Source organism: Lacihabitans sp. CS3-21, assembly GCF_024343675.1.
GTDB lineage: Bacteria > Bacteroidota > Bacteroidia > Cytophagales > Spirosomataceae > Leadbetterella.
This window is the reverse complement of the sequence record NZ_RJUD01000029.1, coordinates 1-14284: the sequence shown is the minus strand read 5'-3', so window position 1 is coordinate 14284 and position 14284 is coordinate 1. Positions and strand designations below refer to the sequence as shown.

General features: G+C 35.3%; 7 protein-coding genes and 1 pseudogene. 7 read left to right on the top strand and 1 reads right to left on the bottom strand.

Features of this window, described 5'->3' with window-relative positions:
* The coding region (locus tag EGI24_RS14015; RefSeq protein ID WP_255049076.1) for a TetR/AcrR family transcriptional regulator at nucleotides 1-533 on the bottom strand (533 nt) is incomplete at its 3' end.
* 257 nt (nucleotides 534-790) lie between these two features.
* Between EGI24_RS14015 and EGI24_RS21995 the strand changes: the two are divergent.
* The 7 genes and pseudogenes from EGI24_RS21995 to EGI24_RS13985 form a co-directional block, all read left to right on the top strand.
* A pseudogene (locus EGI24_RS21995) lies at nucleotides 791-3958 on the top strand (DUF6443 domain-containing protein); the annotation flags it as partial.
* 213 nt (nucleotides 3959-4171) lie between these two features.
* Nucleotides 4172-7027 carry an RHS repeat domain-containing protein gene (locus EGI24_RS21990; RefSeq protein ID WP_409035484.1) on the top strand — a complete coding sequence of 952 codons (2856 nt, stop codon included), beginning with the start codon at nucleotides 4172-4174 and terminating at the stop codon, nucleotides 7025-7027.
* A gap of 18 nt (nucleotides 7028-7045) precedes the next feature.
* On the top strand, nucleotides 7046-7735 hold the full coding sequence (locus EGI24_RS14005; RefSeq protein WP_255049073.1) for a hypothetical protein: 690 nt from the start codon (nucleotides 7046-7048) through the stop codon (nucleotides 7733-7735).
* Nucleotides 7736-8095: 360 nt separating this feature from the next.
* The gene (locus tag EGI24_RS14000) at nucleotides 8096-9454 is read left to right on the top strand and encodes a kelch repeat-containing protein (protein ID WP_255049072.1); all 1359 of its coding nucleotides are present in this window, start codon (nucleotides 8096-8098) and stop codon (nucleotides 9452-9454) included.
* A 12-nt stretch (nucleotides 9455-9466) separates the two neighbouring features.
* The gene (locus tag EGI24_RS13995) at nucleotides 9467-12856 is read left to right on the top strand and encodes a hypothetical protein (RefSeq protein WP_255049071.1); all 3390 of its coding nucleotides are present in this window, start codon (nucleotides 9467-9469) and stop codon (nucleotides 12854-12856) included.
* Between the two features lie 516 nt (nucleotides 12857-13372).
* A complete protein-coding gene (locus EGI24_RS13990; protein ID WP_255049070.1) occupies nucleotides 13373-13714 on the top strand; it encodes a helix-turn-helix domain-containing protein in 342 nt (113 codons plus the stop codon).
* 106 nt (nucleotides 13715-13820) lie between these two features.
* On the top strand, nucleotides 13821-14111 hold the full coding sequence (locus EGI24_RS13985; protein WP_255049068.1) for a hypothetical protein: 291 nt from the start codon (nucleotides 13821-13823) through the stop codon (nucleotides 14109-14111).
* Nucleotides 14112-14284 lie beyond the last annotated feature (173 nt).

Below are 14284 nucleotides of genomic sequence, written 5' to 3'. Positions count from 1 at the left end.
TGAATAATACTAAAGATTAAAGTAGCTTCCTTTTGAGGATCTAATTCTGGTTTAAATTCTTTTGAATCTATGCCTTTTTGAACTATAGATGCCAAGCCAGCTAACAGCTCATTTAGGGCTTTTTGAGCCTTTATTTTAAGAAAAGGAAGATTATCGTCTGATTCAATGGCCGTGTTAAGCAACGGACAACCTCCTTCAGTCAAAGGATTAATACTGTAGTTTTTATAGAATGTTAAAATAGCCAAGAGTTTGTCTTTGGCCGTATTTTCCTTCTTAATTTTGAACCTTAATGCCTCTTGAAGTTTTGAAATGGAATGTTCAAACGCTTCAATGGCGATTTGATCTTTGCTTTCAAAATTGCCATAAACACCACCCTTGGTTAGGCCAGTAGCCGCCAAAATATCACTCAAAGAGGTTGCACTATACCCTTTGGTATTAAAAATCGGTGCCGATTTTTCAATGATGGTTTGCCTGGTGATATCTGATTTTGTAAACATAGAACAAATATAAACCGTTCGGTTTGTAAATTCCAAATTATATTGTGATTTTTTTTGCATTAAGAGTGTAAAGAATGACTGGAACTTCACTCATAAATTTTGGATGTAAATTAGTAAAAGAAAAGTCATGAAAAAATGCAGTGATAATTCGACGCTCAGGCTTTAGATTGCTTTTAAGTAGAAACCTTTCATTAAATAAAAATAACAAAATATAAATCAGAAGTATTTGGAATTTAAAAAACTCTATATAATATTTGTTCCACAAGTACCTGCTATTTAAACCCCTATATAAAATGAAACTAATTCTCCCTATACTTTTCACCACGATATTTTCAATATATGGTTCTCACTTCTCATTAGCAAACTCTACAACAGACTCAACTAAAAACGATTCTGGCCAAAAAACAGACTGTATAGGTTTTAAAATTGAGTCCACCAAGAATCATTATACCACTGGAGATTTGGTAAATATAAGAATGATTTTTACCAAGTTTAATTTAGAAGGTAGCTGGGCAGAAAAAGATTGTGGAAATTTCTATATTAAATTAGTAGTTCCAGAGGAATTCGTGGTAACTGGAGGCGAGTATTATGATTTTATGAACTTGACTTTAACAAAGCCAGGTGAAAAAAAAGAAATAATTTTGAAAGGTTATTTTAAGGAACAAATTAAAAATGCCGAATTTATATTAATAAAAGATTTTGCAAAAAATATTGACCCAACAGCTATTTACGTTAAAAAACAATCCTTATTTCTCCATGTAACAGGAGAAAGTATTAGGCTTGTTAAAAAAGGAGACATAAATCCTAGTAATAAAAAAACGGATCTAAGTGAATCTAAAAGTTTAACAAGCACATGCGACCCAAATGAACCAAATGATACACCTGTAACTACCACAAACATTGGTTCCTCGACCAATTATCTTAGTGGGGACTTGTGTATAGAGCCTAGTGATGAAGATTTTTTTATTTGGAATTATAATGGCCACAACTACATAATAAAGGTTAGAGGATACTCGGCTAGTTCTTCAGGTAACTATAAATTAAACATTTCTGTCAGTAGTGGAATTCTTACTCTGACAACAGAAGCGGCAAGTGTTCCAGGATATTTTGATTCATATTTACATTTGTATGATGAAAGCGGATATGCTCAATTGGCTCAAAATGATGATGGGAATGGCAATGGCCTATCAAAAATAGTTATTGATTTAAACTGTTACAAACCGGGAATGCCTGTTCTATCTCAGACAAATGTTTCTTTCGTTTATGGACAGAGTTTCTCTGTTTCTGCTAACTATTGTAATGGTACTATAAATTGGTACAGAAATAATGTTTTCATTAGTTCTGGAAATTCTATTACGCTACAGCCTAATTCAAGTAGTTACGCAATTGAAGCTGGATGTACACCAACTTCGGGATGTGAAAGTGACCGTTCTTCCTTTCTTATTAGCGGGAGATGCTCCATTAATGAAATCGAGCCAAATGAATCTTTACAAGCGGCTACGGATCTTGGCAATATTATTTTACCATTCTCAAGTAGTATATTTTGTTTTAATAGTGGTAGTGATAATGATTTTTATCGATTCAATTATAGTGGTAAAACCTATTACATTAAGGTTCGATTGTATAGTACTGGAAATAATTTAGGAGCCTATATTTTAAAAGTAAGTCTAAACGGCAATAATTTAGAAGTTTCAACAGATCAACCTAGCGGAACTTATATATCGAGTTTGAATAGCTTAGACACGTGGATGGAATTGTATGATGAAAACGCATTTAGTATTGGAGTATCTGATGATATTCAAAGTTCAATCAATTTGTTTTCAAAAATTTCAATTAATTTGGTATGCATAAACCCGGGCGTAAAGGCAGATAAATTGTTAATCTGCCCAGGAGAAACCGTTCAACTATATAGTACTGGCTGTTCCAGTGGTTTGCCTTCTTGGACAAATTCCAATGGTTATTTGGGAATAAATCAGACTGTGAACCCCACAACATCAATTTCATATCAAATTAGCTGTGATAATAGCGGTTTGCCTGGCTGTCCAAGCAATTCAACTGGTGGATTTGTTTTAATTTTAGTTAATCCATTAACTCCTGCTGTACTGACTTCTAATAAGTCGTCCGTCTGTATTACTAACACAAACGGTAGCGATGGAGCAATCTTATCAGCTTCAAATTGTGCAGGTCAATTTCTTTGGTCGACAGGCCAACAAACCACATCAAATACTTTGGCTGTTTATCCAACGTCTTCTACATCCTATTGGGTAAAATGTGTAGTAAATAGTGAATGTATTACAGCCGAGTCTAATTTGATAAACATTACTGTAAATGCGGTACCCGATGTGCCCATAATACAATCAGGCTGGCCTTTGAAATGTACTAATTATACTTCGTCCCCTTCAATATTAAGTGTCAATAATTGTATTGGTACTGTTATATGGTCAAATGGCCAAACAGGACCTACAATTAGTGTCACACCTAATTTCACAACAAGTTACACTGCATATTGTCAAAATTCATGTGGTAACAGTCAAAGTTCGGCTCCATCGACAATTGAAATAGTGGATTTACCAACTCCAGTCATGCCCAATCTGAACACTTCAATATGTCTTGGACAACCTATTTATGTTGATTTAACCGGGCAATGCCCTAACGACAATGTCATTTGGGGCGACGGGCGTCTGGGTCCAATATACGAACAAATGACATTTAATGAAGGACCCTACTCTTTACAAGCAGCATGCTATACTTATGAATGTACCAGTTCTTATTCCAACTCAATCACGTTTAATATCTCAAACACCGTTGGTAGTATTAGTTTTACCCAAAACCCCATAAATTCTTTAGTTACAATTAGTACGAATGTAGCTGTAAGTGCTGTAGTTACGCCCGCTAATACGGGTATAACCTATAATTGGACCGGGCCAAATGGTTTTGTCGCAACTGGAAGTACCGCAAATATTAACAACATTCAATTGGCTAATGGAGGAATTTATACCGTCTCTGCGAGTATTGCAGGCGGATGTCCTGCTAAAACCGCAACAGTACAAATAGAAGTTAACTCAAATTGTGAATGTACCACTTGCGGTGCGGATGGTGAGCAAATAAAAACTATAAACCCAACTGCGAATGAAAATTTTGTAAGTGACTACAGACATCTAAATTATATTGTAGAGAACACCTATTTAGACAATACTGATCAAACCAAAATAAAACAAAGAATTACCTACATAGACGGCTTGGGTAGGGCACTGCAGTCTTTTGATAAAAACTCCGGAGGTAATAGTAAAAATATCGTTCAGCATTATGAATATGATAATTTTGGTAGAGAGGCCAAAAAATATTTACCATTGCCGTTTAATCCAATTAGCTATGATTACATTAATTTGGCAGATAACGGGAGTACCATTAATGGATTTTACCAATCTGAAAAATCTGATGCAAACGCTTTTGCCGAAACGGAATATGAAAATTCTGCATTACAGAGGATTAAGCGTCAAGGCAACGTTGGTGCTGATTGGAAGCTCAACAATCCAATACCGCATTTAAAAACTTTTAACTATAGAATTAATGTTGCCACAGATGAAGTAATAAATTTGAATTTTGACTTTACAAGCGTAACATTAAAAGTTGTTTCTACCAACTATGCCAATGGAGAATTATGGGTAACGGAAATGACCGATGAAAATGGAAACCTTTCCAGAGAATACAAAAATAGGGAAGGCCAGATAGTGTGTAAAGACGAAGCGGCTAACAATACCACTATAACCACTAGAACATATTATGTTTATGATGACATGGGCAAACTCAGGTATGTAATTCAACCCAAAGCAGAGGCCTATCTTAAAACAAAAGTTGCCAACAATTTGATAAATCTTGCTCCAAACGGTGACGCTTCTATTAGGGATTTGGTATTTACTTACTTTTATGACCCAAATGGCTTATTAATAGAAAAAAGAATGCCTGGCGAAACAGCCATTAATCAGTACGTTTACAATATTCGCGACCAACTGGTACTAACATGGGACGCCAAAGGTACCAAAATTTACACCAAATTTGATAATCTTAATAGGCCTGTAAGCTCTGGATTTTACACTGGAACCGAATTAGTAAATACTTTAAGAACAAATGCAGCAGCAAACAATACTTGGCCAACTGCCACTATCACTGAGTTTCAAAGAAATTATTACGATAATTTAATTACGACCAATTATCCAGCAGCCAACCAAGTTGCATTTAGCACCAATGGCTATGCTACTTCGCACGCCACAAATTTACAGGGTAGGTTAGTCGGTACCGTGAATTCTATTTTTAGTTTAACGGGTGGAACAGGTTTATTAACGGCTCCAACATCAGCAAATGAGATAAGAAGAATTACTATTCTTAATACTATCTATTATGACTCTAAAGGGAGGATAGTTCAAAGCGGCACTAAAAATCACAAAGATGGTTTTGAATATACCCATAACAAATATGATTTTGTGGACAGGATTACTGCTACAAAACAAACTACAGAATACAAACATTGGACAAGTTTAACAGCTTCTACAACCCAAAGCAAAACCATTGAGCTGAAAACTACTTACGACGAAGCAAGTAGAGTTCAATCCGTTTGCCAAAAAATAGATGCTGATCCGTGGCAACCTGTAACCAGAAACTATTATAATGATTTAGGGGAGCTAAACGAGAAAGTTCAAGGATGTTATGTGCAAAGAAATAACTATAAATACAACATTAGAGGGTGGCTTACAGACATAAATGATCTAGCCACATTTACAACACAAGCAACAGGCTCTAATCCTGACTTGTTTGCTATGCATTTAGATTATAATGCAACTGGACAGTATCTCGGCAATATTACAGGTCAACAATGGCGAACATTAAAAAAACGTAATGATACGCCCACGGCACAAGAGGCCTTCACCTATACCTATGATAATTTAAATAGGACACTAGCAGCTAACTATACTGGTGGCAGAGGGGGATTAAGCACAGAAGTTTATGGAACCAACCCATATGATAAAAATGGGAATATATTAAAACTAAAACGTTCGCAATTAGTAGGGACAACCAATACCTTGGTCGATGACATCACTTATACTTATGCAGCCAATTCTAATAGACTGATAAATACTACTGATGTCTCTTCAAAGACTGCTTTTTACGCTGAGGCTACAGTTATGCCAGCAGTCGATGAATATTCGTATGATCTTGCTGGTAATCTTACAAGAGACAGGAATAAGGTAATATTAACAACGTCAAACATAAACCAAGGCTTAGCCATTACATACAATGGTATAAACTTGCCCTCTCAGATGATAACCACCAACAATTCTACTGCTACAAACAATGGTAGAATTAACAACTATTACCTGCCAAACGGTCAAAAAATTAGAACTGAATATACCAATTCTACTGGGGCGGTTCAAAGGTCATATGATTATTTGGGAGGAAGTATATGGGTCGGCGGGGCAGTTTCTACACCTGCAACACTTGACTTTATAGGGACTGCTGAGGGTAGAGCAATACTTACTGCAAGAGTTTACACTAATGAAAACAACACAACTGTTGCTCCTCCAGTGGGTTCACCAATTCACCGGTACGAATATGACTTAAAAGATCATTTGGGCAATCAACGTGTAGCCTGTCGTTGTGGAGACCCCAAAAGAGCCACAACAACTCCATTTGCCATTATTACTGGTGTAGGGGCTGGAGTTGAACCAACCATGATGGTTCAAGAAACCCATTATGATGCATGGGGCGTGAGTTTTAACCAAACCACCGAAACACAAATACCAAGTGGCCAAACAGACAGATATCTTTACAATGGTAAAGAGCGAATCAAGGAGCTTAATGTTAACTGGATGGATTATGGTGCTAGGTATTATGACCCCATGATTGGTAGGTGGAACGGGGTAGATCCGATGGCTGAAGTTGTTGAAGAAAATAATCCCTATAATTATTGCTTAAATAATCCAATCTTGTTGATTGATTTAGATGGTTTAACAGCAGATACATCTGGCACTCAAAAAACAATAGTACTAAACGACATTGTTGTTACAGCCAAAAAACTTCCTCCTATTGAGGGATTTTGGCAACATGTTGATTATTATTGGAATGGTAGAAGTGTAGATGGTATTGATTATGATAAAAATGGTATACCAACCGGAATTTCTCCAATTACTGGAGGACCAGATTTAATAGGTGGTGTAGCAACTGGTGCGTTCACAGTATATAAAGGGATTAAATTAGGGCTTCCGTATATTGGAAAATCTTTTAATATTCTCAAAAGGTATACTAAATCCGAACGGTTAACACTACAAATAGAAAGTGTAATTAAAGGGGTGCCCGATAAAAAATTACTTAGAGCAATTGAACAGAAAATATTAGAGTACAAAAAAGCATCTGGAGAAGTAGCTAATAAATATAATGCTTTTGACCCGAAACGAAAGGACTATCCAGAGTATATGGAAAAAGCTTCCAATTGGTTAGAGCAAAATGTACCCAATTGGACTAAACTATTTGATTAAATTGAGAATACCTTTATTATGGAAACTACTCTACGTTTTTATGAACTGCCATTGAAAAACATTCCCTTTTCAAGCATTCCATCCTTAGAAAAATGCACGTATAAGTCAATTATTTGTAGTGAGTTATTATTACATGAAAGTGATGAAAAATGTATAATTTCAGTTTATAATTTATTCGATATAGCTCCTGAAATCGAGTATCTTGACGATGAAAACTTACTATTTGGTAAAGTTTTATCCGAGCGATTACCAAGAAGAGGTGTAAATAAATGTAATCTAATTTCTGAACAAAGGGTAAATATTGATAAATTCGAGCTACCTCACTTAAGGTACACATCAAAAGTTAGAGACAGCCCCGAGGGAAATTGGTTTTACACCAATAATGGAGACTATCATATACTTAGTGCGATTGAAACGGAATATTCAAAAGCAAAGCATTTAGAAAGTATTTCGATTTATGGGGATTGGGTCATAAGGCTTCGAGTAGTTATAGAACTGTTAAAAAGAAATGAAAAAATCGGTTTAATAAATTTAAATATTAATCAACTCAAGGAAATTGCTTTTAATGTTATGCGAAATGAACCGTCACTGAGTAAATTAAATGACGCTGCCCTTATTAATGGGGTAAACAATTGGATTCCTTCTATGATGATTACCCCGTTAATAAGTGATATACCTTTAAACCAGAGAGGGAAAGTACTAAATTAAATATTTGTTATATTAAATTTTAAAACACTTGCTGAACTTACTGTTAAGAAACCCGAAAATGAAAGAAATATTTTTTATAAAAAGATATGTTTAATCTATTCTTCGTACATAATATTATGTTTGATAAAATTATCCTAAAGATCAAAACTATTTTTTTTTGCTTTTGAGCTATGTATTAAATTGTTGGTAAAGAGACATTATGACCTTTTAACATTATGTAATAAAACAGTCTACAGATAAGATAAACCTAATCCTTAAAATCAAAAAGCTTACATAATTAAGGATCTTAAAAAGCGACCATTGAAGTTTTTAGTATAATTCTTTAATTTCCACTTTCAAATACACAAATATTAAAACCGTATGAAAAATATTAATGTTTACTTCCCCTTGGGTATAATTTTATTCACATTCGTTAACTTCAGAATTGAAGCCCAAGTTCTACCCAACCAATGGGAGAAACTGGAACGCTTTGATTCTAAAAATCTAGAAGGTCTCAAAAGTAATACCCCAAAAGTTACTAAAGTGAGCTTAGATTTGGGATCTGGCAATCATCCCTCACCAAGGCAAGGTGCAATGTTGTGGAATGATAAAAAGGGCAGTATTTACATGTTTGGTGGTGAAGGTGTTGAAGAGACTGGTGAAGTTGGCGTATTCAATGAACTGTGGTCATTTAATCTTACAACGCAATCTTGGGAATTAAAAAAAGGAAACAGAAAGGTAAACCAGAAAGTAGAAAGGTATGCTAAATCTATTGAATCCTTCAACACTCAACCTGAAGGGCGAAAAGGTGCCAGCACCTGGGTGGATAAGAACGGTGACTTGTGGATGTTTGGTGGTAGAGGTTTTGACAATGTCAGCAATTATGACCAAATGTGGCATTTTTCTGCTAAAAAAAATACATGGATTCTTATGGGTGGCTCCGATAAGACAAACCAAAAAAACAATGTATCTATCAAGAAAGAGAACTCAGCCGGTAGTTTACCTGGAGCGAGATACGGAAGTGCCTTTTGGACAGATAAAGATGGCAATTTTTGGATGTTCGGAGGGTCTGTTTATTCTAATGATAAGGCAAAAGATAGCTATTTGGCCGATTTGTGGCAATTTGACTTTAATAAGAAAACTTGGATATTAGTAGCTGGCCCAATAGAAGAAGACCCAAAGGTATCGCCCAGTGATAAAGAAGATTTTGGACGTATTCCATCTGCCAGAGCTCAAGCATCTAGTTGGTATAATTCAAACAACAATAGTCTCTACATTTATGGAGGATATGGTTTAGACCCCAAAGCACTAGGTGATGGGGGCTTATCAGATCTTTGGCAGTTTGATATCATTGCAAAAAGATGGATATTATTAAAAGGTAAATCAGGCCATTTTGAAAAGTCCAATACCGGCGTTACGGAGGTTGCTTCCGATGATGTTACGCCAGGCTTCAGGCACGAAGCTATCAACTGGACAGATGATCTCGGTGACTTTTGGTTGTTTGGAGGCCAAAGAACGACACAAAACAACATTATGTATCTCAATAATGATATTTGGAAATACAGCCCTTCAAACAATAAATGGATGTATATACAGTCTAATGGTAATCCCCCGATTCAGAAAGGAGGTAATGGTTTTTCTGACTCAAATGGCAACCTATGGATATTTGGCGGGAACTATGTGGATAGTGAACTGACCAACCGAGTTTCAAACGATTTATGGAAATTTAAAACGAAATAAACACAATTGAATATGAAAAAGAAACTTATATCTCTCCTTGTTTTATTATCAACATTTGCTGTGGCACAAGAGGATATCATCAATCAGGTCCCGCCTTCTCCGAATGCAGCACACTTGGGCAAGTATGGAGAAATAAATATGAATTACAGTGCTGGAACTCCGAATATTTCTATCCCACTTTATGTAATTACTGAAGGAGACATCAAATGGCCTATTTCACTTGATTACAATTACAATGGCTTTAAGCCAATGGAGAAATCGAGTTGGGTAGGGAGAGGGTGGACGTTGAGCGGCGGTGGTGTTATTACAAGAACCGTCCAAGGCTTGAGAGATGAAACAGTAATAAAAGGTTTCTTGACCAATGGTGGAGCAGCTGCCGATATCGGTCTAACTGCTGCCATTACCTGTAACCAGCAAAATTTAGTGAATTTTTATACTGACGCATTAAACAATAATACTGATACCCAGCCAGATATATTTCATTTCAATTTTGGTGGATATGCTGGCAAGTTTTTCTTTGATAAAAATGGTGAGGCACATATTGTGTCAGCCAGAAAGATAAAAATTGAAAAGGAAATTTTAAATTATCTTTCTGAGAATCAACATGAAGTAAACGGAATCATTACGAAATTTACCCTTACTACTGAAGATGGCGGCAAATATGTTTTTTCTGAGAGGGAATATTCAGAGTCGGTATCCAATGGTTCTAACCCCAATGATGACAATCCTACGGCTTGGCATATTTCAGAATTTGTCTCTCCCAATGGTAGGAAATTAAAATTCAGCTATACTGACTTGTATTCAGGTGTATCATCGAACGCTACTAGAAGAATCCAGTTAGATTGGATAGAAAAGGGCTTGTTTCCATATTGTCCACCCGGAAATTTAGACTGTTATTCAGGAGGGTATACTGCTACGGGACTTAATGGATTAATTAAAACTTATTCAGAGGAAAGATTCCTTACTACTATTGAGAGCGAAACGGGTTACAGTAAAGTTATTTTCAATTCTGAGGTGCTTAGCGAGTTTGTTGATTCTGAAACCAGTACGACTAGAAGATTAAATAGTATAGAGGTAAGAAATAAAAGCAGCAATGAGTTTATTCAAAGAAATGAGCTTTTATATGACATTGATGATAAATTAATGCTTTTAAGCGTTGGTGACGTTGGAGCTTTAGGGGAAAAAAAGCAACCTCACAAATTTGAATACATTGGTGGGAGGATTCCTTATTATGTAAGTACGGGTTTGACAAAAAGTCTAGACGCATGGGGCTATTATAATGGGGCTCCAAATATGTCTTTAATACCAGAAAAAGGTGCGATAAGACTTCCTAGCTTTGAAAAAGCTGTATTGGGTTCATTAAACAGAATTACTTATCCGACAGGCGGAACTACTAGCTTTGAATATGATCAGAACGAATACAGTTTTACATCTGACGGATTGGTAACTGGGCCACAGATAGTAACAGAGACCTTCAATTTTCTTGTAGTTGAGGGGCAAGGTTTAGGAAACCCAACCATTAGTGTAACACAACCTACTAGTTATAAAATAGAATATGGGTGTGTTTATAGCCCGTATAATCCACCCAGTCAGGGATGTCCCGCAATGAATACTCCTTGCTCATTGAATAACGTAACTACCTATTCATCTGTACCTCTTTCTCCAGGGACAAATTATGATATAAATACTTTTTTAACTCCAACTCAATTAACAAATCAAGGCTGTGTCCAAGACCTAAGAATAAGTGCCAAAGTGACTATTTTTAAAAGCGTTGGTAATGATAAAAAATATGGTCCTGGTGTCAGAGTAAAAAGAATAACAACTTCTGACAATGGTTCAAACCCAATTGCTCAAGTAAGAGATTTTACTTACAATGATTTAGTTACTCCCACAAAATCAAGTGGTGGAATTAACAGAGAGCCATTATTCTCATCTGTTTTAGAATTTCAATTATACCCAACAAGTTCACCAAACATGGGCTTTGCTGGCTATGTAAAGTATCAAAACAATTCTATTGTGACTCTGGGAGCTCCGAATGTAATCTACAAAAATGTAGAAGAAAGAGTCAATAATACAAATAAAGTAGTGTATCAATTTTCGTCTTACGAACCTCCATACCACGATATAAATTCAGTTTTAAAGAATCAACCCCCTCCATATTACAGTAGTAATTGTATAGTTGAGATTAATGACCCTATTGGACCTTCTGAGAATTATGATTTCGAAAGAGGACTTCTCTTATCAAAAAGGGTTTATAAGGGTATAACGAATACACCTGTTGAGGAAACAGAGTACGAGTATAACAGAGAGGTTGCGTCCGCAAAGGGCGTTATATATACCAATAAGTTAACTGAATATAAGGTTCCATCATTTTATAATGAATTTCTGGCTAGCGTGCCGAATAATACAAGTTTACCAAGTAAAATTTACTTCAATAAATTTTATTACACAGTTTCTGGCGTCTTTAGAAAAACCAAAGAAACATATAAAATTTATGATATGGACGGTTTATCTCCAATGACAAGTGTTACAAACTATACTTATGAAACTACTCCGAAACACCTTCAAGTTGTAAAAACGGTATCCCAAAAAAGTGATTTGTCAACTCAAGAAACCATCAATAAATATCCTCTTGATTATGAGACCGTGAATCCAAAGCAATCATTTATCACAGAAATGATTAACAATAATTATGTCACACCTGTTGTAGAGTCACAAACTTGGGTAAATAGAGGTGGAACCAGGACTCTTGTAAATAGTAAACTTAATTACTATAAAACTATACCTATTTCAAGCCAGTTAGGTTATGAGTTAAGTACGGCACCTACTTTTCCGAAAAGTAATGTAATTGCATTAGACAAAGTTTATACTTTTAAGAGTGTCATGCCCCTAACTGAAAGCGTTGCAAATACAAGTCTTTTTAATGGAAACTCCTTTGTAAGTACCTATTACAGAGAAAGGATTAGGTTAAATACTTTTGATGCGAGAATGAATTTGAGAGATTATACTTTATTAAATTCTGACAATATAACGTACCTATGGGGATATAAAGGGCAGTATATAGTTGCCGAGATTAAAAATGCAACAGTGGCTCAACTAAATACTGGATTAACTACTGCTGGATCATCGGCTCTTGAAATATTTAATCTTGAGGATCCTAACATACTTACAACAAAATTGAACTCTTTAAGGGCTGCCATGCCTAATTCATTGATAACCAGCTTTACTTACCGACCATTAATAGGTTTGGCCAAAACAACTGACCCTTCTGGTTTAATCAATTACTTTGAGTATGATAATTTCAACAGATTGCGAGATGTATTCGATACAAACTATAATAAAATTATAAACTATAAATATGTTTATGGTGATGGTAGTTTACCGCCACCGATTCAAGATTGATTTCATATAATTATGTCGGATGTTATTTAAACCTTCGACTTTTTTTCAAATAAATTGTATCCTTGAATTCCAGATCAAAATGTGCCACTAATTTCGGGTGAAAGTGAGCCGCTTGGTGTTGGATTTGATTACTTACTTGGTATAAAAATACCAAAGTTCATTTTCAAGGAGGAAAACCAACTATTTTAAGAAATCAAGACACTCAACAAAGTATTAGACAAGTTTTAGAGCCTATTTATCAAGGAGTTACCTAAATGTGACTCCTTTTTTTATTGCAATATGTAAAACAATGTGCAAAACACAACTTCTCCCTCCTTACCCATTCCCAGCTAAAAAAGGTTCCTTCTTAACTTCCACTATGTCAAGGCATTCTTTAAAATACTTCCTAAGAAAATAAAATCTAAATACCAAAACGCACTATTTTAACAAAATTTTTCTTGTCACCACCATTTTAGCCTCTTAGTTTTGCCCTATGGAATCCAAACGGAATCCGCATAAACTTTAATACTTAAAATTATGAACAAGCCAATTTTTCTAGGAGTAGAACTTGCAGAACTCCTTAATGGAGTTAGACAAATTTGCAGGGAGGAAATTTCAGAACTGTTACAAAAGGGAATTACCCAAGCCAAGCACGATGATGAATTCATGGATATGGATCAGGCATCAGTTTTCCTCAAAAAAGCTAAACAAACTTTATATGCTTTGTGCAGTTCAAACAGTATTCCCCACTTTTCTAAATCCGGTCAAAACTACTTCAAAAAACAAGACCTTATTGAGTGGATAGAATCGGGTCGAAAAAGTAAAAAGAAAGAGGCTCAACCGAATCGTTTACTTTTTACAAACAAACACAAAATTTAAAAAATGGCTGTAATGGAAACATCTATTAGTTTTCCTCAAAGGATTACAGCTTTTTTATCAACCTGAATATTGATTTAATTAATTTTCACACTCAAATTTTAAAGAAATGACACCAACACCAAACAAGGACACCAACATCAATTTTCGAGTTACGGAGCAACGAAAGTTGAAACTTCAAAAAGAAGCTGAGTCAAAGAAAATGACTTTGTCAGACCTCCTCAACAAAATAATAGAAAAGTATCATGAACCGCCCAAGATTGACAAAATAGCACGTCCAATTCAACAGGATAAGGAAGAAACAAAAATTGATAAAGGTATTGTATATTTTTTTATCGGAACGGTTGGACTGGCAGTTATAGTTTGGATATGGGTCTCAGTCAAAAAGAGACCCCAATAACTATACCATAGGCCTGAAATACCAGGGTAAAACATTTTGTAAAACCTTTTGTAAAATCACCCGTAAAACACTCATTTTTTGGGTGTTTTTTTTTACTAAATTTTCTGCACACACCTTTAAAATAGGTCAAAAAACTCTAAATTAACCAATTGCACACAGCCTGTGTGCAGAGG

Coding starts and splice junctions, on each gene's coding strand:
- EGI24_RS14000 (WP_255049072.1), top strand. CDS start 8,096: ATGAAAAATATTAATGTTTACTTCCCCTTGGGTATAATTTTATTCACA.
- EGI24_RS13990 (WP_255049070.1), top strand. CDS start 13,373: ATGAACAAGCCAATTTTTCTAGGAGTAGAACTTGCAGAACTCCTTAAT.
- EGI24_RS14005 (WP_255049073.1), top strand. CDS start 7,046: ATGGAAACTACTCTACGTTTTTATGAACTGCCATTGAAAAACATTCCC.
- EGI24_RS21990 (WP_409035484.1), top strand. CDS start 4,172: ATGACCGATGAAAATGGAAACCTTTCCAGAGAATACAAAAATAGGGAA.
- EGI24_RS13985 (WP_255049068.1), top strand. CDS start 13,821: ATGACACCAACACCAAACAAGGACACCAACATCAATTTTCGAGTTACG.
- EGI24_RS13995 (WP_255049071.1), top strand. CDS start 9,467: ATGAAAAAGAAACTTATATCTCTCCTTGTTTTATTATCAACATTTGCT.